At 57.5% G+C, this 22,713-nt stretch carries 19 protein-coding genes and 1 pseudogene; 12 read left to right on the forward strand and 8 right to left on the reverse strand.

Annotation, left to right across the window (positions count from 1 at the left end; all coding sequences use genetic code 11):
* Positions 1-265: 265 nt before the first annotated feature.
* Together ACP4CD_RS04850 and ACP4CD_RS04855 are read right to left on the reverse strand one after the other, a co-directional pair.
* Positions 266-1,912 carry an ATP-binding protein gene (locus ACP4CD_RS04850; RefSeq protein WP_426994657.1) on the reverse strand — a complete coding sequence of 549 codons (1,647 nt, stop codon included), beginning with the start codon at positions 1,910-1,912 and terminating at the stop codon, positions 266-268.
* Positions 1,882-5,148, reverse strand: a complete 3,267-nt coding sequence (locus ACP4CD_RS04855) for a PAS domain S-box protein (RefSeq protein ID WP_426993778.1) — start codon at positions 5,146-5,148, stop codon at positions 1,882-1,884. The genes ACP4CD_RS04850 and ACP4CD_RS04855 overlap by 31 nt, the downstream gene beginning before the upstream one ends.
* A 216-nt stretch (positions 5,149-5,364) precedes the next feature.
* Between ACP4CD_RS04855 and ACP4CD_RS04860 the strand changes: the two genes are divergently transcribed.
* From ACP4CD_RS04860 to ACP4CD_RS04905, 10 genes and pseudogenes are all read left to right on the forward strand, one after another.
* Positions 5,365-5,952, forward strand: a complete 588-nt coding sequence (locus ACP4CD_RS04860) for a TIGR00730 family Rossman fold protein (protein WP_426993779.1) — start codon at positions 5,365-5,367, stop codon at positions 5,950-5,952.
* 26 nt (positions 5,953-5,978) lie between these two features.
* Entirely contained in the window at positions 5,979-6,335 is a 357-nt protein-coding gene (locus tag ACP4CD_RS04865) for a hypothetical protein (RefSeq protein WP_426993780.1), read from the forward strand.
* Positions 6,336-6,453: 118 nt separating this feature from the next.
* Complete coding sequence (locus tag ACP4CD_RS04870; protein WP_426993781.1) at positions 6,454-6,825, forward strand: hypothetical protein; 372 nt, start codon at positions 6,454-6,456, stop codon at positions 6,823-6,825.
* The gene (locus ACP4CD_RS04875; protein WP_396641977.1) at positions 6,822-7,220 is read left to right on the forward strand and encodes a glycine zipper family protein; all 399 of its coding nucleotides are present in this window, start codon (positions 6,822-6,824) and stop codon (positions 7,218-7,220) included. The genes ACP4CD_RS04870 and ACP4CD_RS04875 overlap by 4 nt, the downstream gene beginning before the upstream one ends.
* A gap of 75 nt (positions 7,221-7,295) precedes the next feature.
* Positions 7,296-7,910 (forward strand): septal ring lytic transglycosylase RlpA family protein, encoded by a 615-nt coding sequence (locus ACP4CD_RS04880; RefSeq protein WP_426993782.1) that lies wholly within the window; start codon positions 7,296-7,298, stop codon positions 7,908-7,910.
* Positions 7,911-8,300: 390 nt separating this feature from the next.
* On the forward strand, positions 8,301-9,494 hold the full coding sequence (locus ACP4CD_RS04885) for an HlyD family secretion protein (protein ID WP_426993783.1): 1,194 nt from the start codon (positions 8,301-8,303) through the stop codon (positions 9,492-9,494).
* Positions 9,491-12,520: an ATP-binding cassette domain-containing protein gene (locus tag ACP4CD_RS04890; protein WP_426993784.1), complete on the forward strand. Its 3,030-nt coding sequence runs from the start codon at positions 9,491-9,493 to the stop codon at positions 12,518-12,520. Before ACP4CD_RS04885 ends, ACP4CD_RS04890 begins: the two co-directional genes overlap by 4 nt.
* Entirely contained in the window at positions 12,517-14,649 is a 2,133-nt protein-coding gene (locus tag ACP4CD_RS04895) for an ATP-binding cassette domain-containing protein (protein ID WP_426993785.1), read from the forward strand. The genes ACP4CD_RS04890 and ACP4CD_RS04895 overlap by 4 nt, the downstream gene beginning before the upstream one ends.
* Positions 14,650-15,081: 432 nt before the next feature.
* Complete coding sequence (locus tag ACP4CD_RS04900) at positions 15,082-15,534, forward strand: hypothetical protein (RefSeq protein ID WP_426993786.1); 453 nt, start codon at positions 15,082-15,084, stop codon at positions 15,532-15,534.
* An 18-nt stretch (positions 15,535-15,552) separates the two neighbouring features.
* Positions 15,553-15,627, forward strand: a pseudogene (locus ACP4CD_RS04905) (hypothetical protein); the annotation flags it as partial.
* A gap of 294 nt (positions 15,628-15,921) precedes the next feature.
* Here ACP4CD_RS04905 and ACP4CD_RS04910 read toward each other — a convergent pair.
* The 3 genes from ACP4CD_RS04910 to dbpA all read right to left on the reverse strand — a co-directional run bounded on the left by ACP4CD_RS04910 (position 15,922) and on the right by dbpA (position 19,344).
* A complete protein-coding gene (locus tag ACP4CD_RS04910) occupies positions 15,922-16,752 on the reverse strand; it encodes a hypothetical protein (RefSeq protein WP_426993787.1) in 831 nt (276 codons plus the stop codon).
* A gap of 10 nt (positions 16,753-16,762) precedes the next feature.
* Positions 16,763-17,575: a hypothetical protein gene (locus tag ACP4CD_RS04915; RefSeq protein ID WP_426993788.1), complete on the reverse strand. Its 813-nt coding sequence runs from the start codon at positions 17,573-17,575 to the stop codon at positions 16,763-16,765.
* Positions 17,576-17,958: 383 nt separating this feature from the next.
* Positions 17,959-19,344 (reverse strand): ATP-dependent RNA helicase DbpA, encoded by a 1,386-nt coding sequence (gene dbpA / locus ACP4CD_RS04920; protein WP_426993789.1) that lies wholly within the window; start codon positions 19,342-19,344, stop codon positions 17,959-17,961.
* A 729-nt stretch (positions 19,345-20,073) separates the two neighbouring features.
* Between dbpA and ACP4CD_RS04925 the strand changes: the two genes are divergently transcribed.
* Together ACP4CD_RS04925 and ACP4CD_RS04930 are read left to right on the forward strand one after the other, a co-directional pair.
* Positions 20,074-20,289 carry a hypothetical protein gene (locus ACP4CD_RS04925; protein ID WP_426993790.1) on the forward strand — a complete coding sequence of 72 codons (216 nt, stop codon included), beginning with the start codon at positions 20,074-20,076 and terminating at the stop codon, positions 20,287-20,289.
* 94 nt (positions 20,290-20,383) lie between these two features.
* The gene (locus tag ACP4CD_RS04930; RefSeq protein WP_426993791.1) at positions 20,384-20,773 is read left to right on the forward strand and encodes a hypothetical protein; all 390 of its coding nucleotides are present in this window, start codon (positions 20,384-20,386) and stop codon (positions 20,771-20,773) included.
* Positions 20,774-20,795: 22 nt separating this feature from the next.
* Here ACP4CD_RS04930 and ACP4CD_RS04935 read toward each other — a convergent pair whose 3' ends face one another.
* From ACP4CD_RS04935 to ACP4CD_RS04945, 3 genes are all read right to left on the reverse strand, one after another.
* The gene (locus ACP4CD_RS04935) at positions 20,796-21,656 is read right to left on the reverse strand and encodes a retropepsin-like aspartic protease family protein (RefSeq protein WP_426993792.1); all 861 of its coding nucleotides are present in this window, start codon (positions 21,654-21,656) and stop codon (positions 20,796-20,798) included.
* Between the two features lie 644 nt (positions 21,657-22,300).
* Entirely contained in the window at positions 22,301-22,513 is a 213-nt protein-coding gene (locus ACP4CD_RS04940) for a type II toxin-antitoxin system HicB family antitoxin (protein ID WP_071156818.1), read from the reverse strand.
* A complete protein-coding gene (locus ACP4CD_RS04945) occupies positions 22,510-22,695 on the reverse strand; it encodes a type II toxin-antitoxin system HicA family toxin (RefSeq protein WP_083385774.1) in 186 nt (61 codons plus the stop codon). The genes ACP4CD_RS04940 and ACP4CD_RS04945 overlap by 4 nt, the downstream gene beginning before the upstream one ends.
* Positions 22,696-22,713 lie beyond the last annotated feature (18 nt).

Below are 22,713 nucleotides of genomic sequence, written 5' to 3' on the forward strand. Positions count from 1 at the left end.
TCGGGTTAATACTGAAATCGCCGTCGCCGGCCGGTCGCGGCGGACTAGGGTCGGCGTTGGCTTCAGCGGTCCTGGTGGCGACGGTTTAGCGTTATGGGGTACCTGTCCGCTTTGCGACAACTTGGACTCGGCTGCAATTGTAGCCTTTGCGCCATCGCGCCGCAGCGGTGATGGCGCGACGCGCCGGTTTGAGCATCGCGGCGATCCGACACATTTATCGGTCACGGGTTGTTTCAATACCGGAATGTTAGGGAAAGCCACTCGGCTAGCTGTTAGGCGCCCGGATTAAGGCCGTGCAGCGATCCAGCGCGGTCAATATCGTCGGATACTCGAAATAGTCGGCGCATCGACTCAGAGTTTGCGCCAAGTCGGGAGCGACTTCGGCGATTTCGCCGATCGCGGCGGCGATACGCGCGGCATCCAGGCTTTCCACGGCCGCGCGCAGATCGAGTCTTAGCGGTGCCGGCAGCGCCGCCAAGCGTTCGAGGTCGGGTTCGTTGTCGATTGGCGTGTTTCGCGGTGGCGCGCCGAGGTAAACGTATTTCACCCCCAATTGCCTGGCTAGGCAGTCGTAAATTTCCTCGAACCGGTAGGGCTTGCGGATGAAGTCGTCCATGCCGGCGTCCAGCATTTCCCGCTGTTGTTCCTTGAAGGCCGAGGCGGTCACGGCCACGATTTTCACTTTATCGCCGCCCGGTAAGCGGCGGATGCGTAGCGTCGCCTCGATACCGTCCATTTCCGGCATGCGTCTATCCATCCAGATCAAATCCGGCTGCCAGGTTTCGAATAGCTCGACGCCTTGCTTGCCGTTTTCGGCTATTTTGACCGGCAAATCCAGGGTGTGCATCAAGCGACTGAGCAAGGACTGGTTTTCCGGTTGGTCTTCGACGATTAGGATGCGGTAGCGCGGCTGCCCTGGCTCTAAGCCGACGATCGGTCCGAGCTTGTCGGCGTGTTGGCTGGGTATGTCGACGGTATCCGACAACTCGACCGGTAATTCGATCCGAAATAGCGAACCTTTGCCGGGTTGGCTGTCGACCTCGATCCGGCCGTGCAGCATTTCGACGAATTGCCGGGTGATCGCCAAACCGAGGCCCGTGCCGCTCTGCGGCAAGCGGCTGTCGGCGAGCTGGACGAAGGGTTCGAATAGGCGCTGGCGATCTTGCGGCGCGATGCCGGCCCCGGAGTCTTCCACCTCGATGATCAGATGGTGGCGAGCGTTTTCCTTGACCCCTAGCCTCACCGTGACGCCGCCTTGTTCGGTGAATTTGATGGCGTTATTGATCAAGTTGATCAGGATTTGCCGCAAGCGCGATTCGTCGCTCTTGATGTAACGCGGAAATTCCGACGATTGATCCAGCGTCAGGCGCAGACCTTTTTCCTCGGCGCGAACTTGCATCAGTTCGGTCACATCGCGAACCAAGCCGCCTAAATCGAATGGGGCTATTTCGACTTGCAAGTGGCCCGCCTCGATTTTGGCCATTTCCAACACATCGTTGATCAAGTTCAATAAATGCGCGCCGCTGCGGTTGATGATGTCCAGGTTGTCCCGTTGATTGTCGGTCAATTGCGCGTCGGTACGCATCAGTCCGGAAAAGCCCAGGATCGCGTTGAGCGGCGTGCGCAGCTCGTGGCTCATATTCGCCAGAAACACGCTTTTGGCTTTATTCGCGGCTTCGGCGGCATCGCGGGCTTCCAATAACTCGGCGGTGCGTTGCAGAACCGTGTCTTCGAGATGGTCTTTATAGCGCCGCAGTTCTTCCTCGTTACGCTTACGCTCGCTAATGTCGGTGACCATTGCCAACGAACCTTGGAATACGCCGTCGTCGTCGAAAATTGGGGCCGCCGACACTTGCGCCCAAATGAACTGGCCCCGCCGCGTCAGGAAACGCCGCTCGTAGTTCTCGGTGATACCGGCGCGCCGGCGGCGAAGTTTTCCAAGTGATCGTCGGCGTCTTCGGCCGGCATGAAATCGCTCATCGGCCGGCCGTTCAGTTCTTCGGCCCGGTAACCGACCAGTTCCGCCATCCGGCCGTTGACGAAGTTGGTCAGGCCGTCCGGGCCCACCACCCAGATGCCTTCGGTGGCGGTATCGACAATGCGCCGGTATTTGGCTTCGCTTTCGCGCATGGCCTGTTCGGCCAGTTTGCGTTCGTGTATGTCCATCCGCGTGCCGAGCACACGGGTGACCTTGCCGTGACTGTCTCGGCGTATTCCGAAACCGCGCACTTGCTGCCAACGGTATTGACCGTCGGCATGACGGAGGCGGGCTTCGTATTGATATTCCAGGAAGCCGTCGATCAGCACGCTTTCGATTTTACCGAGGACTCGGGCGCGATCGTCGGGGTGTAGCCGCGCTATCCATTCCTGGCGATCGCCGGGACCGGTCTCGGGCTGATAACCCAGCATCGTGAAATAGGCGGGCGAAGCGTACCAGAGGTCGTTCTCGATATCCCAATCCCAAATGCCGATTTGAGTCGCTTCCAGCGTCAGCCTCAGGCGCTCTTCGGAATCGTGCAATTTGGATTCGATCTGTTGACGTTCCGACCTGGCCCGCAGCACGCTGATCCCGAACGCCAAATCGTTGGCCAATTCGCCTAACAGACGTATTTCGGCCGAGGTGATACTGCCCACCCGGTCGGCATAAATCAACACGATCCCGAAGACGACATTACCGGTGTCCTTCAGCGGCAACGCGATGCAGGATCGATAGTCGCGACGCAAACACGCTTGCCGCCAAGTCGCCATCAGCGGATCGCCGGCAATGTCCTCTACATACACCACTTGTCCGGAGCGAACGGCTAAACCGCAAGGCCCTTGTCCTCGTTCGTTATCGCCCCAGGACAATTTGGCGTTGCGCAAATAGCCAAGTTCCGCACCGGCCCAAGCCACCGGTTGGACGGTTTGCTCGGCGTCGCGCATCAAAAACCCGACCCAAGCCATTCGGTAACCGGCCTGTTCGCAGACGATCCGGCACACTTCGTCGAGCAGGGTTTGTTCGGTGTCCGCGCGCAGCAAGATTTGATTGCAACTGCCGATTGCTTGCAGCTCCCGATTCAAGCGCCGCAATTCATCTTCGTTACGCTGGCGTTCGCTGATGTCCCGGCAGATCGCCAAGTTGTAGCCTTGGCCGGCGTATTCGACAAAATTGGCGGTAATTTCGACCGGGATGCTTAGGCCGTCCTTGGTCAGGTGGCGGGTTTCGAAACGAATTCGGCGTTCGTTGCGCAATCGCGGCCAAAATTCGGTCAGTCTGGCCGGCGACCAATTCGGATCGATGTCGAATACCGTGACGTGGCCTAGCATCTCTTCGCGGCTGTAACCCAGCACGCTGGTGGCGCTTTGGTTAACGTACAAAAAGTCGGCGGCGTTTTCGGCCATCAAGAACACGGTTTCGCCGACTTGATCCATCGCGTCGTTCAGCAACTGCAGTTGCTGGCGGAGGGTTTTTTGCTCGGAAATATCGGTGCGCAGGTAGAGAAAGTTAGCGACTTTAAACTCGCTGTCGAAGATAGGCGAGGCGATGATTTGCTCCCAGCGCGCTTCGCCGTTTTTGTGACGGTTGACCAGTTCGGCTTGCCAGAGCCGGCCGGCCTTGACCGTTTTTAGGCTGTCGGCGAATTCGGCTTCGGTCATCTCGGAGGCGATCAGTTCGCGGTGACTTTTGCCGTAGATTTCGCCGAATCGATAGCCGGTGATGCGGGTGTAGGCGGCGTTGGTATAGATGGCGGTGCCGTTGCGCTCGGTAATCAGAATACCGACCGGATTTTGATCGGCGGCTTGGGCCAAGCGGTTGATCTCATGTTCGAATAAGCGTCGATCGGTGATGTCGCGGTTAGACACCCGGTGACCGATGTAACGGCCGTCGCGGCTGAACGCCGCTTGGCAGCAATGTGAAATCCAGCGGATTTCTCCGTCCCGGCGCACGATGCGGAAATCCAGCTCAGCCGGCCTGGCATGTCCGGCGTCGTGACGATGCAGATGATAGCTTTCGCGGTCGTCGGCATGCACGACGTCGTGCAATCGAACGGGATCTTCCATGAAGTGTTCCGGCGGGTAACCGGTAATCCGTTTGCAAGAGGGCGACATGTAATTCAACGTACCGTTTTCGTTTAGCCAATATTCCCAGTCGTAGGGATAGTCGGCAACGATATGGAATTTTTCTTCTTCGGCGGCCAGACGTTCGATGATGCGTTGCTGTTGGCGCCAAGCCCGGACGATTAACCAGGCGCCAATCCAGGATATTGCGATGAACAAACACACCAAGCCGGCGATTTGCCAGACTTCGTTATACCACTCCGCCAAATAATCGATTTCGGCGAGACCGACGCTGACGTAGAGCGGGTAGAAATTGACCCGTCGAAACGACACGATCCGGGCCATCCCGTCGAAACTGAGTGGGCTGTGAAAAGTGCCTTGCCTGGAATCCTTGGCAAGTTGGTGTTTGAATTCCTCGGAAATATCTTGTCGACCAATCGTGCTAGCAATGTCGCCGGAAAACGGCAGGCGCGCGATCAAGCGTAGGTCGGCGTCGCGCAAATTGATCGCGCCGCGCCGACCGACATCGACCCGACTGAGCATTTTGTTGAAATTGTCCAGCGAAATATTGGCGAAGACCACGCCGGCAAAATCGCCGTTCGGTATCCGCAAGCGGCGCGCGAAATTGATCACCCAGGTCCGGTTGATCCGCGACATGACCGGTTGATTGATAAACAGACCCAACTCGGGGCGATCGCGCAGCTCGGTAAAATATCGGCGATCGGCCATGCTCGGTGGCGATTCCTTGGGAATGTCGGTACCGAACGCTACCGTGCCGCGCGCGTCGGTGGCCCGCAGTCCGATAACCCATGGCAGCTTGGTCTGCAGCCACGCCATGTGCGCCGATAAACCCGCCGAATCTGGATGGCCGGTGGCAAGCTGCTGTTCTATCCGTTCGGCCGCCAGTTGCAAACCCAAATCGACTTGGTCGATCGTGCTTTCGATCGTTTGGGCAATGACGCTGGCCAGGTTTTCGGTGGCCACTTCGGCGCGCTGCCGATAGGCGGTATAGCTGTGGCGCAAGGCTATAGCGGTTACCGAAACGGCGAGGATATCGATCAGGACAATGCCCCAGATCAAACGAAAAAATAAGCCGCGGGTTACGTTCATTATTATTAGGTTAGTGTTGCCCCGGTCCACGCCAGCCGGGGCCACTCGCGGGCGGATTCGCGTCGAGTCGCCGAGGCCTTTGCCTTGGACCGGTTTTACCACAAATAACGGAACGGCGTGTATCGTTCGATCCCATTTAGCCGGCGCCCTGGCGCCGGCGAGCAAGCGACTTTGCACTACACTTTCAAGTACCGTTGCCGATCACTTGGGGTCACGATGTCCTTTCGCAGTCTTTGCGTCTATTGCGGTTCCAGTCCGGGCCGCTTACCGGCCTATACCGCCTCGGCCAACGCGCTGGCCGAGGCGATGGTGCGGCGGGGCGTTCGCTTGATTTACGGTGGCGCCGGCATCGGCATCATGGGAGCGGTGGCGGATCGGGTCCTGGCGCTGGGCGGCGAAGCGGTCGGCGTGATTCCCAAGGCACTGGCTCATAAGGAAGTCGCGCACGCCGGCTTGACTGAACTTTACGTGACCGCGTCGATGCATGAACGCAAGATGCGGATGGCGGAATTGGCCGACGGCTTCGTCGCGTTGCCGGGCGGTATCGGTACCTTGGAAGAATTGTTCGAAATCTGGACCTGGGCGCAATTGGGTTTTCACCGCAAACCTTGCGGTTTATTGAACGTCGCCGGTTATTACGACGGTCTGCTCGGGTTTCTGGATCATGTTCGCGCCGAACAATTCGTCAAGCCCGAGCAACGCGAGTTGTTGATGGTCGCCGGCGATCCCGAAACGCTGTTGACGCGCTATGCCGCGTATCAAGCCCCACCGACCAAGCAGTGGCTGGCGAATGACGAGACCTGACGCGCTTATTGCCGGTGGGAGGACGTATGCGGATAAATAGGTTTTTAACGCCGGTCTTGAGCCTGATCGCCGTCGCGGCATCCGCCGCGCCGCCGGTTAAATGTCTGGTTGACGGTAAAATGTTGTATACCGACGACGCGGCGCGTTGCCGGAATGCCGACAAACTGCCGATAGCCGGGAATGTGATTATCGCGCCGAAAGCCAAGGCGGCTGCTCCGACATTACCGGGCTTGCCCGGTTTGGAGACACCCGGTATGTTGGATTCGATATTGGAACGCTTCGGTTTGACCCGGCAAGATGTTGCCGATGGCTGGAAAACCGTCATGGATGCCCGCGAGCGCGGAAGCTGGCAAGCACCAGCCGTTCCCGAGGAGGATCGTTAGTCCCGAGCGGAGCTCGGTTTCGCCGTCTTAATCGTTTCATAATCCCGCCTTAATTTTGCTTTAAGCCCCCGTCTTTAGAATTTTCCGCAACTGAATAATTATCCAAAGAGGGAGTGCAATGTTCAGATTAACAAGCTTAGCAATATTGGGTATCGCGTTTTCGTCGACCGTCAGCGCCGACGACGGTTGGGGTGAGCATCACCACCGCCATCACCACCATCATTATCAGCGCGACTATTTTCCGGCGTATCCGGTGGAACGAGTATATGTGCCGGCGCCTGTCGTGCAATACGTACCGGCGCCTCCGGTTTATTACGCTCCGCCACCTCCACCGGTGCGCTACGGATATTACGATCAGCGCTACCCATCCGGCTTGGTCGGCGGCATGGTCGGCAGTGCCTTGGGATACGGAATGGGCGGCGGAGATCCGCTGGCCGCCGGGATTGGCGCGGCGGCGGGTTCCTGGCTGGGCAATGGGATGAACAGATGATGACATTACGTTCGTTTTCGTGCTTGATCATCGTCGCGCTCGGCGCGTCCGGCTGCGCTACCCAAACCGGATGGACCCCAACCGTCGATACCTATAACGACCGGAACAGCTATCGTCTGAATCAAGACATGCAGGAATGCCGGCAACTTGCTGAACAAGCCTCTGGCGGTACCGCCAAGGAAGCCGCGATCGGCGCCGGCGTCGGTGGTTTAATCGGTGCCGCGGGCGGCGCGGCCTTGGGTGCGATTATCGGAAATCCGGGTACCGGAGCGGCGATAGGCGCGGCGGCGGGCGGTATCGGCGGCGGCGCCAAGCAAGGCATCCAATCCGAAGACCGCTTCAAAAATGCTTACAACAGTTGTTTGCGGCAGCGCGGACATACCGTTGTCAACTAAACTGATTGCCAGTTTGTGCGTTTTGTCTGGTTGGGAAGTCTTCAGCTACCGCGAATCGTCATAGCCCGAAATAGCATGTTCAAACATCGCGTAGCCGTCGTCGAAGCCCACGGCGACCGTTCGCGCGTGCTATCCCGCGCCGACATCGGTTTAAGGATTGGTCGCGCGGGATTTCACCGTGCGAATCTCGCTAGGTCTATATCGAAGCGGCTAACTCGGCCCGGCCTGATGTTGCGACGCTGCGTATTAGCCTTAACGGTACTGGCGTTCGCCGGTTGTTCGCTATTGCCCGATTTGGAAGAAAGCGATGATAGCGCGAACAGGCCGGCCGGTAGTGGTGCCCGCTACAACAGGCCCTATCGGGTTAAGGGTAAAACCTACGTACCGTTGCAAAGCGCGGTGGGTTATAAGGAACGGGGCAGGGCGTCCTGGTACGGCGCCGAATCCGGCCCGCGGACCGCGAGCGGGATACGCTTCGATCCGCGCGGCTTGACGGCCGCGCACAAGACCTTGCCGATACCCTGCAAGGTTAGAGTTACCAATCTACGTAACGGTCGCCAGGTTGACGTGGTGATCACCGATCGGGGGCCGTTTGCGGAAGATCGTTTGATCGATTTGTCCAAGGCGGCCGCCGAGCGAATCGGCATGCGCGGTACCGCTGAGGTCACTATCGAGTATTTGGGCGGATAGGCTCGGCGTTGGTGTATCGTTTTGGGCCCGCGCGCCGGCGGAAATAACCACGCCGCCAAGTTCCAGTACAAGACGGGCCAGCGCGCTACCGCATGTTCCGCAAAATCGTCCAGAGAAACGCTAGTCTTCCGAGACTTTGAAACGCTTCGATAGCGACTCGCAGTAATAAACGCCAACTCGGCACTCCTAGCTTCCGCTCAGTCGATCCGTAAGCTCGCGGCAGCGGCGGACCTTTAATAACCGGGGGAACGGCGCCGACGGTCGTGGCCGGCACAGAACCTTACCGACACCACAAGCAAATCCTACCCCGCTGTGAATTAGTTCATTGCGTCGGGCCGGCAAAACGTTCGAAATCTCCGGGCATTCAACGACTGTTACCGGAGAATTCGTTTGCCTACCCGTTTCTCTCGCACCACCCGCTCCCTGGCGCGCGATTCCGCGCGGCATGCCATTCTCGTCTGGTCGCTGGCAGGCGTTTTGCTGGTGGCTTGGCTGTTTTGGTTTTGCATGGCGCGGTTGACAATTTACGAGATCAGCTCGCAAGCCCGTCTTGAGGTCAATCGCTCGGTACATCCGATCGCTGCACCGGTCGCCGGCAAAATCGTCTCGATCGACTTTTCGTTAGGTCAGCAAGTCGAGGCCGGTCAGGTGTTGGCAACATTGGACACGGTCAGTGAAACCTTGCGTTTGCAAGAAGAACAGGCGAGATTGACGGCCTTGCCGCCGCAAATAGAGGCGTTGCATAAGCAAATCGCTGCATTGGAGCAGTCCAGGCTGGACGACCAGCAAGCGGCGTTGGCGGCTATCGACAGCGCTCGCTCCCGGCAGCGCGAGGCCAACGCGGCGGTGTCGTTCGCCAAGGATTACGAGCGGCGCTTGAGCGAGTTGAAGGGAGCCGGCAAGGGCGCTTTGATCGATACACTCCGAGCCGGCACCGAAGTGCAAAAACTCAGTTCCGCCCGCTCCGCGCTGTCCGCCGACATTCAGCGCTTGCAAATGGATGCACAAACCCATTCCCACCAAAAACTGGCCGAAATCGAAGAGTTAAAACAGGATGCCGCCAAATTGAGCGGCGAACAGGCAACCTGCCGCATCACGATAGACCGCTTACGCGAAGAGATCGAAAAACATCGGATCCGCGCGCCGGCCGCCGGGCAAATCGGCGATATCGCGCCGTTGCAGGTCGGCGGCTATGTGGCGATCGGCGACAAGCTGGGTTCGGTGGTACCGCACAGCGAATTGCGTATCGTCGCCGAATTCCCGCCGGCGGCGGTGATCGGGCGGATTAAACCCGGTCAAACCGCGACGATGCGGCTGGACGGATTCCCGTGGGCGCAATTCGGTACGTTGGCGGCGACAGTGAACACGGTCGGATCGGAGATTCGCGACAACCGGGTGCGGGTTGAATTCGCGCCGGAGCCGGCGGCGAACTCCGCTATCGTGTTGCAACACGGCTTGCCGGGCTCGGTCGAAGTCGTCATCGAACAACTCAGCCCGGCGCTACTGGTATTGCGCAAGGCTGGACAATTGTTTGACGACGGCATTCGCCAACCGCGTTCGTCCGCTGGTGCGCCCGAGTCATGAGTTGGTTCGGCGAGCGGTGTTGGCTGGTGCCAGAGGTGGTACAAACCTCGGCGATGGATTGCGGGCCGGCGGCGCTGAAATCTCTGCTCGAAGGGTTTCGAATTCCGGTCAGTTACGGGCGCTTGCGGGAAGCCTGCCAAACTAATGTGGACGGCACTTCGATCGACATGTTGGAACTGGTCGCCAATCGCTTGGGCCTGCAAGCCGAGCAAGTGATGGTGCCGGTCGATCATGTGTTTTTGTCCGAGGCCGCCGTCTTGCCGGCGATGGTCGTGGCGCACCGGGCCGACGGATCGACGCACTTTGTCGTCGTTTGGCGCCGGCACGGCGATTGGCTGCAAGTGATGGACCCGGCGGTGGGCCGGCGCTGGCTGCGTTGCAAGTCATTCGCCGAGGAGATATTGCAGCATAAACTGCCGGTTTCGGCGGACAACTGGCGGGCTTGGGCCGCCTCCGCGGAGTTTGTGAATCCACTCAGACAGCGCCTGGCCGCGCTTGGGGCCGGAAGGGCAGTGGTCGATGCGATCATAGACCAGGCGGAACAAGACCCCGATTGGTTAGGTTTCGCCAAATTGGACGCCGGTTTGCGGCTGGCGTCCACACTGCAATCCGTCGGCGGTATTGGTGCCGGCGCGGTGGCGGTTCGCTTGCTGCGGACCGTGCTCGGCGCGGTTTCCAGCCAGGATTTAACCCGTACCGTTCCGGCGGCGTATTGGTCGGTGGCGCCGTACGATGCCGGGACCGACGAAGCCCTATTGCTGCTGCACGGCGCGGTGTTGTTGCAAATCCGAGGTCGGCAACCCGCGTTGGAAGCCGATCCGCCGGTGCAAGATGCGCTGGAAGCCGAATTGACAACCGCGCTGAATCAGCGCCCCGTGAATCCGGAACGAACTGTTTTCGACTTGTTGAAAGCCGACGGCTTGCTGTCGCCGCTAGCCTTGCTGGGGGCCTTGAGCGTGGCGGTGGCCGCGGTACTGCTGGAGACCTTGTTGTTCCGGGGCGTGTTCGATATTGCCTGGGAACTGAAAGCCGCCGAACAACGTCTGGGGGCGTTATGTAGCTTATTGGTCTTTGTCACGTTGCTGTTGTCGATCGAAGTGCCGATTGCGATGGAAACGCTACGTTACGGCCGGCATCTGGAAATTCAACTGCGTATGGCATTGCTGCGTAAACTGCCGCGTTTACCCGATCGTTATTTTCAAAGTCGGCCGGTGTCCGACATGGCCGAACGCAGCCACGCCATTGCGCTAACCCGACAGATTCCGGGCTTGGCGATTCAATTCATGCAAACCCTGTGCGACTTATGCTTGACGTTGATCGGCATTCTATTGCTGGATCGCGCCGGATTCGCTTGGGCGGCGCTCGCCGCGGGGCTGGCGGTGGCAGTGCCTTTAATTGGTCAAGCCTGGTTGAACGAGCGCGATTTACGGGTGCGCAATCACACCGGCGCAATGATCGGCTTTTATCTCGACGCCTTGCTGGGCTTGGTGCCGATACGCACTCACCGAGCCGAACCGGCGGTGCGCCGCGAACATGAAGGACTGTTGGTGGATTGGGCGCTCGCCAGTCGCGGTTTAATTCGTTCGGCGTTGACGATAGAAGCGGTGCAGGGAGCGGCCAGTTTGAGCGCGATCGGTGTGATGCTGTGCCAACATTTTATTCGGACCGGCAGCGTCACCGGTTCTGACTTGTTATTGGTATATTGGGCTTTGAAATTGCCGGCGCTGGGTCAAAAATTGACGACGTTGGCGCATCAATATCCGGCCCAGCGCAATAGTCTGTTGCGTTTGCTGGAACCGTTAGCCACGCCGGAAGAAGCGGATGATACGGAAGTGTCTCCGTCGTTCGATACCCTCGACGCCGTGGTCGGCTCGCGGCCGCAGTCGGCGAGTGAGGTTATTGGCGGCAGCGGCAGCGACAGCGGCGGGGGCAGCCCCTTCGGCTCCGCTCAGGGCACGCGCTTCGACTCGGTCCTGGGTTGGCCCTTCGGCTTGGCGGACGGCGCGCTTTCGGGTAACGAATCGGGCATTTCGCTTGATGGACACTTCATTTACGGTGTCGGCCGGCCGGGCAAACGCCGATTTGGCAAGGCGCGGAGGAGTGCGGACGCATCCCGGCCTTCCTTCGCCAGACTTGGGGGCGAGCAGCCCGGAATCAACAAGCGGAGCCCCGACAAAATTCGGACGCATCGGCTAGGCGGCTTTACGCGGCCGCCCGCCATCCGCATCAACGAAGGCCACGTGGTCGCGGCCGGTCACGATATCTTGCTGAACGTCGATTTAAGCATCGCTCCCGGCGAGCATATCGCGATAGTCGGTCCTTCCGGCGCCGGTAAGTCCAGTTTGGTCGGTTTGTTGTTGGGCTGGCACCGATTGGCGGCCGGCAGGTTGTTGGTCGACGGCAAGCCGTTGAGCGGCAAGTATCTTGCCGCGTTGCGCCGGCAAACCGCCTGGCTGGACCCGGCCGTGCAGCTTTGGAACCGTTCGTTTTTGGAAAACCTGACTTTCGGTGTCCAGCATGGCGGATTCGGCCGGATAGGCGAGGCCATCGACGCGGCGACCTTGCGCCCGGTGTTGCAAAACTTGCCGGCCGGCTTGCAGGCTCACTTGGGCGAAAGCGGCGCCTTGTTGTCCGGCGGCGAAGGCCAGCGCGTCCGGCTGGCCAGGGCGTTGATGCAAACCGAGGTGCGGCTAGCCTTGCTGGACGAGCCGTTTCGCGGCATGGACCGCACTCAGCGCCGACAATTGCTGATGGAAGCCAGACAATGGTGGCGCGCCGCGACGCTGTTGTGCGTGACGCACGATGTCGAGGAAACCCTGAGTTTCGAGCGGGTGTTGGTCGTCGAAAACGGTGCCATCGTGGAGGACGCCGCGCCGCGGGTTCTGGCCGGTCGGGATAGCCGGTATCGCGAGATGTTGAACAGCGAACGCCGTTTGCACGACCGGCTTTGGCAAGGCAAGCATTGGCGACGTTTGGCACTTGCCGATGGTCGCTTGTCGTGCGATCGGGCCGGGAGCAGCGCGTGAATCCGGCCATTTTGGCCCTGAGCTGGCCGGCCGTACGCTTGGGCGAGGGTATTGAAGAACTGGCGCGCGGTGCCAAATTACTGGCCGCCGGCTCTCGGAATCCGGTCGCCGCTGCTTCACCTCCCGACGACCAGGCCGAGATTGGCTCTTGGATCGGTTGGGCTGGCGAACGCTTGGGTTTGGAAGCCGAGCCGATCGAAACTTTCGTCCCCCAGGTCGCTGACTGGTTGCGCGACATCGGGCCGGCGATCTTACAAATCGATACTGGCGGCGAAGCGCGCTTCCTGTTTTTATCAACCTCGCGCCTCGGTCGCCTGCAAGTGCTGGGGCCGGATTTACACTGGTCGATGTGCTCGGTTACCGGTTTGCGCAATGCGCTGTGCGCGGAGTTCGAAGCGCCGTTGCAAGCGGAAATCGAAGGCTTGCTGACCCTGGCCAAAGTGCCGAACCGGCGGCGGTCGGCGGTGACGGCGCTGCTGCTGGACCAACGCCTGGCAACCCAAAAGATTGAAAACTGCTGGTTGTTGCGTCAGCCGGCGACGGCCGGTCTGCGCAGCCAATTGGCCGAATCGGGTTTACCGAGACGGGCATTCGGCCTGCTGGTCGTGCTAGCCCTGGTCTATGCATTGGAAATTGCCGGTTGGCGCCTGATCGGCGAAGCGGCGTTGAACGGTCGGCTGGATTTCGGTTGGCTGTCGGCTTGGGGCTTGGCGGTGTTTTCGCTGATTCCGCTGCATTGGATCAGCGGCTGGCTCGACGCCGGTTTTGCATTGGATGTCGGAACCTTGCTGAAGCAACGCTTGCTGGCCGGTGCGTTGCGTTTGGATCTGGAGGCGGTTAAACAGCAGGGCAGCGGACAATTGTTAGGACGGGTCATGGAATCGCAGGCACTGGAGTCGCTGTCCTTGAACGGCGGTTTTTCGACGGTGATCGGCCTGGTCGAGTGGCTGTTCGCCGCATGGATCTTGAGCGCCGGCGTCGCAGGCTTCGGCCACTTGTTGATGCTGGCCGGCTGGACGGTTTTGGCCTTGTGGCTGACCGGACGCTATCTGCGCCGGCTGAAACACACCACCGTTCAGCGGATGACCATGACCGAGCAGTTGGTCGAGCGCATGGTCGGTCATCGTACCTGTCTGGCCCAGGAATCACCCGAACGCCGCGATGCCGACGATGACAGCCTGCTCAACGACTATTTGCTTAGCGCCAGCGAAACCGACGCCGCGCTAATACCGCTGATCGGCTCGCTGGCAAGGGGCTGGCTGGTGCTGGCCTTGCTGGGTCTGTCGCCGGCTTTCGTCAGCGGCGATACCGCATCGATCGGTTTGGCGATCAGTTTGGGCGGCATTTTATTGGCCGGCCGGGCTTTCTCGAACGTCGCAACCGGCTTGGCGGTGCTTGCCAGGGCCTTTATTGCCTGGCAACAGGTGGCGGTTTTGTTTCATGCTGCCTATCGAGAGCCGCCCTGCCAGCCGTTTTTATCGGCCGCCGATTTGCGCGGCGCAGTCGGTGCCTCCGGGTCCGGCAAACTGGTGGATGCCAGCGATTTGAGCTACCGGTATCGGGCGGGCGGCGAGCCGGTCTTGCGCGGTGTCAATCTGACGATTCGGCGCGGCGAACGTTGCTTGCTCGAAGGTGCGTCCGGCGGTGGAAAATCGACCTTGGCGGCCTTGCTGGTCGGATTACGCCAACCGGAGTCAGGTTTGTTGCTGCTGAACGGCTTGGACCGATACACCTTGGGGGATAACTGGCACAAGCTGGCTGGCGAGGCGCCGCAATTTCACGAGAACCACATCCTGACCGGCACGCTGGCTTTCAACCTACTGATGGGCCGCCATTGGCCCGCCGACAAGCCGGATCTTCTGGAGGCCGAGGAATTGTGTGTCGCGTTGGGGCTGGAACCCTTGTTACAGCGCATGCCGTCCGGTATTCATCAGCGGGTCGGCGAAACCGGTTGGCAACTTTCCCACGGCGAACGGAGCCGGATTTTCCTGGCGCGCGCGTTGCTGCGGAACACCGCGTTGACAGTATTGGACGAGAGTTTCGCGGCACTCGATCCGGAGACGATGGAACAATGCTTGAGTTGCGCGCTCGCCAGAGCCGACACCTTGTTGGTCATCGCTCATCCTTGAGCGCGGCGAACGCGTGTTTGTCCCCGGCAACGCCAACCTACCTCTTGAAAACCGCCATCGGTTCCGACGCAAACCAGGCCATCGATTCCGATAAGATCGCGCCAATGTTGGCAACCGTTCATCGAAGTGGTGAAATGCCGGAATCGACCCGTTGCTGCCGATGACATATCACAAGTGAACGGCAGCAATTTGGCCTAAGAAGCCACCAGTTATCACGCTTTCAATGATATGCATAAAGAAAAAAGCCCAACATCTTATAAGATTATACTGGCTGTGAAGCAACTTTCGTGTTAGAAATACAGTAACAATATAATTGTCGTTAAACTTTTTTGCGCCCATTCGCTAGTTAATCTTTATCATCGGGTCGCAGGAGAAATAAGATGATCAAACATTGTTATTTGTGATCTTTTTTAGCTTTTGGAGAATTACTCAATGAAACTTCATAATTTTATTATTATATTATCTGGACTTCTTTTTAGTTCTATAACGTTCTCTCAAACTATCCAAACATCTAGTAGATTTGTAAGTGGCCCAGCATACAATGGGTTAACTACAATATTCACTTACACAGTAGATACCAAGGGGATTGATGTAAATAGTCTTCACATTTCTGGAGGGGTTGGTCAACTTGCCACCATTAGTGGCATACCAGATGGCTGGGGATTTACTTCTGGCATTGATGGGATGGGTGGTGGTAAGTATGATTGGGTAGTTAAAGACAGCACAATCGCCAAAGTTAGCGGAATATTAATTTTCTCATTTGAGGTGCCAGGTGCGATGAAGGCGGGATTAGGAGAGGCAAAGTATGATTTAAAGGATGGCTCTTTACACTCGTTTGATCTCCCTGTTGTTCCATATGATGGTGGTAATATTTTTGTTGGATGAGCTCTTGTTCCAGTTCCAGTTCCTGCTGCAATTTGGTTATTTGGCTCTAGTCTATTAGCTCTTCTTGGAATAAGAAAAAGGGTAGCTTCATAGCCTAACTAAAACGATCAACTAGAACACGGCCATTTAGTGCTTTGTTTATTTCATGCTTTCGCAGGCCGTGTCCAGTTAGCTTTAAGTTGAATGGCTGATCAGGGACTTTCAACTGCCATTGACGTGAAAAGCACGATAGTCGTCAATTGGCCGATCTCCGGCGTTCAAAATACGGCAGACTGTATCGGAATCAGTGGCGGTGGCTGGCTAGGTTGGCCGGGCAAGCGTTGCCCGGCTGGTATTAACGCGTGTTTTTCCGCATGGCGGAAAGCGCGGGAATCGCTGATTGCGACTTTAACGCGGGTTCGCGCCGCTATGAATGATGGTGCCGACGTGCTCGCCGCGCAAAGCGGCGGTCAGTCGGCCCGGCACCAGGCCATTCACGATCTGAATGTGTTCCAGGTGACGCGCGGTCGCCATCACTTCGAGCAGGGCGGGATCGAAGGGCAGAGGACCCGCCTGCTTGGCCAATTCGGCGGCGCTGGTTTCGCGGATCCATTGCGCTTGCTCGCCGTCGGCCTTGGGGTCGGCAGTGTAGACGCCATCCACGTCCTCGACGATGGTCAAGCCGGCCGCGCCAAGCGCGTCGGCCAGCAGGAAGGCGCCGGTATCCGCCCTATGATACGGTAGCCGCGAGGTTGGAAACTCATGGTGGTGGTAGGGCGGAAAGGCGCTGCCGACCACCGCGCGGGCGGCGGCGAGGTGGATGGCCAACTGACTGGCGATGGTCGGATGTTCGACGTAAGACACGCCTTCCGGTGCCAATAACGAAGCCAGAATGTGGCCGTTCTGGCCCGCTTCGCTGGCGGCGAGCGGCGCGAGCGAACCGACCGGCAAACCGAGATCGAGTCCGACGCCGTATAGGTGGCGAGCGCGGATTCCGGCTCCGGTCAGGATCAGCAGGCGGTGTTCCGGCAGGATTTTACGCAATTCGTCGACGATGGGCAGGATGGCGTCGGCGCCGCGATCCATGATGGAACGGCCGCCGATCTTGACGACTTGCAGCCAAGGCAGTAATCGGATAGGGCGCCTGCCGGCGACCGGACGGGTAAGATCGCCGTCCAGCAAGGTCTGGCGGGCCAGCGGCGAAGCAACGTGTTTGATGGTATTAGTATGTTCAGCCATTGTCGTATTCTCAGCTCGCGGTAATGATGGTGCCGACGTGCTCGCCGGCGAGCGCGCGGGATAGGTTGCCGGGGACCAGTCCGTTGATCACCTGGATTTCGCGAATGTGGCGCGCGGTTTTCAACAGGTCGAGCACCGGGAATTCGAGGATGGAGTCGTGCAAGCCCTTGGCCTTCATCTCGTCCACCGAAATCTTCGGGATGAACGTGGCGTCCTTGGAGGTCTTGGGATTTGCGGTGTAGAGACCGTTTTCGTCCTTGACGTAAATCATGGCTTTGCAACCGAATTGCTCGGCGAGCAGGAAGCAGCCGGCGTCGGTACGGTAGGGCGGAATCACGCCTTCGGGGGCTGGGCGCATCCACAAGTTGTAGGGCGGCATGCCGCTGAACACGACGGCATTGACCTCGGCCAAGTACAGCGGCACCGCCGACAGGCCGGCGCCGTCAACCGCTGAAATACCGTATTTCGCCAGCAGTTGTCCCAGCATCACCGCATTTTGGTCGGCAACCGAGGCGCCGAGTTGCGAAAGTACGCCGGCCGGCAGGCCGACGCCGGCCGCGATCGAATACAGATGGCGGGCGCGGGTGCCCGCGCCGGTGCCGATCAGCATCTTGTGGTGTTTGCGGGCGGCGACGATTTCGTCCACCAATGGATAAACGGCGGCGCGGCCGCGATCGATCACGCTTTGGCCGCCGATTTTGATGACGGTGGCATCCGGCAGGATGCGAAAATCCGGGGCGGCCTCGGCCGCCGCCAACAGTTGCGGATCGGAGAGAGATCGCTGCATCAGCAGCTCTTCTAGCTCGGCTGTGGAATGAGTCATGTGGTTGTCCTATTCGGTTGGATGGCACCGGTTTTGGGGTGTTGTCGCGAGTTACCGTTATTATTCCGGAAACGAGAATATCGCCATGTTTGAGTATGGCGAAGGGTTTAGTCGTGGTTCGATATCGATCCCAGGGCTAAGCCTACGGCGAGTGCAAGCCTCGAAACTGCTTGGGTTCGCAGCATATCGCAAAGCAAACGCCGAAACAACGGCGTCGGGCGATTGGATGTTCAATTGTTGGCCCGGTGGCGTTTGTATCCGGTGAGACGACGTCCGCCGAGTTTATGAAACGGAAAATTGGCGTTACCCAATCGCGGTTTTCGAGCACAATCTTACGGCCGGTCAAGCCGCGAGGGTAGGCCTGGATGAAGATCGGTGTCAGATTACCATTGCGATAGGCGCACGTTAAAACGATGGCCCTTGATCTTGCCTTTGCGTAAACAGGCCAATGCCAGGTCGGCACGGTCGCGTTTGATCGCGACGTAAGCCTGCTTATCGAACACGTCGATTTTGCCGACTTCGCGGCCGGCTATGCCGCCGGCGCCGGTTAGGGCGCCCAGAATGTCGCCGGGCCGCATCTTGTCCTTGCGGCCGCCGTCTATCCACAAAGTCACCATCGGCGGCTCGTAGCGTTCCTCGCGGTCGAGTCGGAACGGCGCGACTTCGTCCCACCGCGCGCCGACATTCATATAGTCTTCGATGGCCTTGACCCGGTTTAACTCGGCATCGCCGACCAGACTCAACGCCAGCCCCTTGGCGCCGGCCCGGCCGGTGCGACCGATGCGATGCACGTAGACTTCCGGATCGAACGGCAGCTCGTAATTAATCACCGCTTGCATGTCTTTAATATCCAAGCCCCTGGCCGCCACGTCTGTGGCGACCAAGATCGAGCAACTTTTGTTGGCGAAGCGCACCAATACCTGATCTCTATCCTTTTGCTCCAGGTCGCCGTGTAGGGCTTGTACCGAAAAACCGCAGTGAGCCAAGGTGTCGGCTACGTCCTGGCACTCGCGTTTGGTGTTGCAAAACACCACCGTCGATTCGGGGCGATGATAGGCCAGCATATAACCCAAGGCATTTAGCCGATTGTTCTTGTCGATCCGGTGAAAACGCTGTTCGATGTCGTTGTCACGGTGGCTGGCTTCGACACTGACGGACACCGGTCTGAACTGAAATCGTTGGCTCAAGGCTCGCACGGCCTCTGAATACGTTGCCGAAAACAACAGGGTTTGGCGGTGGCTAGGCGCGTGGGAAATCACATCGGTGATGATATCGGCGAAACCCATGTCCAGCATGCGGTCGGCTTCGTCCAGCACCAACACTTTCAGGTGCTCCAGCCGTAAGCTGTGTTTTTGCAGATGCTCCCATAAGCGGCCCGGCGTGCCGACCACCACATGCGCGCCGTGTTCCAGCGAGGCACGTTGTGTCGTAAACGGCGCTCCGCCACACAATACGAGTACCTTGATGTTTTGGGTAAGGCGGGCCAGCTGGCGGATTTCCTTACAAACTTGATCGGCTAGCTCGCGCGTAGGGCAAATCACCATTGCCTGGACTTTAAAACTGTTCGAATCCAGTCGCGATAACAAGCCAATGCCGAACGCGGCGGTCTTGCCGCTACCTGTTTTTGCCTGGGCGATGACGTCCTTGTTTTCAAGTATATGCGGTAGAGTTTCGGCCTGGATGGCTGTCATGCGGGTATAACCCAGGGATTCGATGTTTTCCAGCAGAGCCGGCTTTAACGACAGGGAACAAAATTCAGGTGTATTCACAATGGGTCGATTATTGGGGCAGAGCGGCGCGTTTATCGCGATGGTCGCTCATGATAACTGTCCGCCCGATTAGGCGTTAGTTTTTTGGGTGGGGGCTCTGAGCGTGGATGCGAAGCCTTTCAAGAAACCGGTATCGATATTGATGTCTTTACGGTGATTTGCCCTTGGGATTGGTCGCAAATCACCGATTCTGCCTACTATCCGGAATAATCGTCACCTGTCACGATAAACCAGCCAAACTTCAATGCTGTCCGGCCAGCGCAGCCATAGGAACGCCCGCACGGGAAAGCGCCTCGAACATGTCCGCTACGCCAATTACCAGATAGCCGGATCTACAACACCGCAGGGCTTCACGCGTTCCGCGTTTCAACAAGGCTCGAACCTCGATAAGGCAGAAGCGCGTCGTGACGTGTAGCTACATTGGGAGACTGTCCGGACGCGAAGCACCGGAGCCGGAAGGCAGTCGGATCACCGCTGATGGTTTTTGATTTTGCGAAAACCTGGCATGAATGGGCGCCTGACGAGGCCGTGTTGTTCTTTAACGAGGTGCAGAACGTGTACGAAACACCGGAAGCGATGGTCAGGCGTCGGGTGGCCATTTTTCGATCAGCCAGATCATCGTGACGGTGACGACCTGGCCAAGTTTGACTACACAACCCCAAGCTTGCGAACGTCCCCGAGTCCGCGCCGGCGTTTGCCGACCTGGCAAAGCCGGTCACGTTCCCGCGTTTGTCCAGTTGTGTCGTCGATCGCCGCCGGCCGGAAGGCTGTCTGTGTTATACGCAACAAGCCACGCCTTACTTTGTCAGCCCCGATCAATGCCGCGCTTATATCAAATACGGTCGGTTCGATCCTTACCGCGATACGCCGGCCAGCGTTGCCCAGGCTGCCAGCGGCCGCGAAACCCGAGCCGAACCAGCGGCCTCGCGGCCGCCCGCCTCCTAAGACCGAGACTTCGCATAATGTATATTATGTAAAATAACAACGGTCGGAATGATTCCTGCTAATGATTCTATTTTTCAGAAATGGAGTCGAAAAAATGTCAAACCGTAGCCGCGGCCGGCCAAGCAAGGCCCGGTTTTATCACGTTCGCTGGAATAAAGTCGGACTAAATCAAGAGCGAGCCGCCGAGGTGCTGGGCGTCGACGTGGACACCATCGAACGATGGGACCAGGAAGGAAACGAGCTGGCCGAGCGTCATCTGTTGTTATGGGATCAAAAACACGTTGGTGTTGAAGGATGGGAAGGATTCATCTTTACACGCGGCAAACTCAAATATAAGTCACACCGATGGACGCCAAGATCCTTACTGTTATGGCGTGACCAGGCCGAACAGATAGAACGACTTGAAACCGAAATCAAACGGCTGAAAACGCTATCCGGAATGGCCGAAACCTTAACCGCAAAATTCAAACACCGCCGGCGCTAGCCGGCCTACTTTCTGAACTCGACTATGGTTTATCGCTATATTTTGTAGTGCAAATCTTGTTCGCGTCACAAGTCACTGTCTTATGAACAATAAGCGGCCTTTTCTCACGCGCCTTTTCCACTGGGGCCGCTACCGATGGAATTAACGACGCAATCGCAGGGCTAATTTGAGGTGCCATTAAAACCGGCGCAGACGGTGGCCTTATTGACGCAAAGTCCGGGCTTGGCCGTTCGATTAACTTAGAACTTGAGCCATTACCTACCAATGTCATCGTGTTATTAGAATGAGTTACGTTAAAATATTTTAATGCACTCATTCCTATAAGCACTTCATTTATATGAGGGTTCGTGCTTGCCTGAACATCGTGCAACACAGCGTTACCGATTTTAAGAGTATGAACAGTCGCTGAGTTTTGCACCACCTGCCCTCCAGCGGTATTGGCTACCACAGGAGAGCCAATCGGCACGCCTGCATTAATCGCGAGGTTTACCGGCAATGTTACAGCAGTTGCACCAGTATCAATCATAAACGGCATAGAAACGCCATTAATTTCAACAGTTCCTCGATAATGGCCTTGAACATCTGCCTTAATCTCTATACCCCCTTCAATTAATTTCGTCGGAGTAAACGGCAAAGCACCTTGAGATGGAGCTTGAAAAGGAAACTTGGCGTTATAACGATCTTGTATTTTTCCCGTTATAAAAAAGAACACGTAAAAGGAAAGAAGAATACAGATTACACTCCATAAAGTTTTGAAGAAGCCGTTGTTAGAAGGAAGCGTCGCGTTCGCTCTATTAATCTTTCTTGCATATTGATCAAAATTCGACGCACGCGCGTTCTCCCTGTGTCGTTCCCAATAATAATCACGGTCTTGAATACCCATAGTTGCTCCTTTTATCTAACGGCCGTAATTATGCCATTGCAAGGAGGCAATTTTTTGCAATAAAACGCACGAAACAACTTCAATTAATGAGAGCTAGATTACATATTTCCTTCAACAGAAAAGCTCTAGTATGCGAAAACCTCGGCTTCGCCGGCTAGCGCCGTTGGTGTTGTCAGTCTTGTTTGTAGGTGTGTCGCTTCGCTCCCTATTGATGGCGGTCGCCTAATATCAAAAAATCGCTTCGCGAACCGTTCCGCTATCGCTTCACTTTTTTTGATCGGCTCCCTATCCGACTTGAAAGGCGCCTCGGGGCGCTGCTATTAGAACGACATCACGACTTGAATACAACGAGGACCGCAAAGCAATGGCGTAGCCGTTTCGCCTTCCGGCTCACGTGTTGCGCGGCGGTTATGGTCTCCCGCTGTGTTGTGTCGCTGTGAGCGCCGCTTATTTTCCGGGTTAACGGTAGAGAATGCTCAAGGCGATTCTATGCGGTTCGGTGACGATCCTGGCACATGGAGCCGGTGCGGCCAGGTTGGTTTGTTAGGTGGCGTGATGGGTGGAGCTGGAACGGCGATCCGCGCGGGCGACTGCTGGCTATCGCTAGCAGTCTGCGAGAAGCGATTTTTGGTAACGTTACGAATTTAGGCGGCGATTTCGACGTAGTCGGCTATCGACGTTGCTTTCGGGATTGTTTCGCCCTGGGCGGCCATTCCTTCCAGGTGGAACTCAATTGCGTCAATTAGATTCGATCTTACTTCGTCTTGCGTCTCGCCAGTCGCAATACAGCCGGCAATATCCGGGCTGTAGGCCGAAAACCCGGTATCTGTCGGCTCAATGATGATGAGGTATTTCATTTCAGACCTGCCTGCTTAAAGATGCTGTTTAAAGTGCCTGGCGCCACGTCATCGCTTGGCTTTCCGGATACAGTCACAACGCCGGGCTTTTCCGGGTGAACGAATTGCCGATGACTGCCTTTAGTGCGATCAAGGCGCCAACCATCGTCATGCAATCGTTTAAGTATATCGCTTATTTTCATGGATCAATATTATACAAC

The organism is Methylomonas stagni (genome assembly GCF_050154735.1).
GTDB lineage: Bacteria > Pseudomonadota > Gammaproteobacteria > Methylococcales > Methylomonadaceae > Methylomonas > Methylomonas koyamae_A.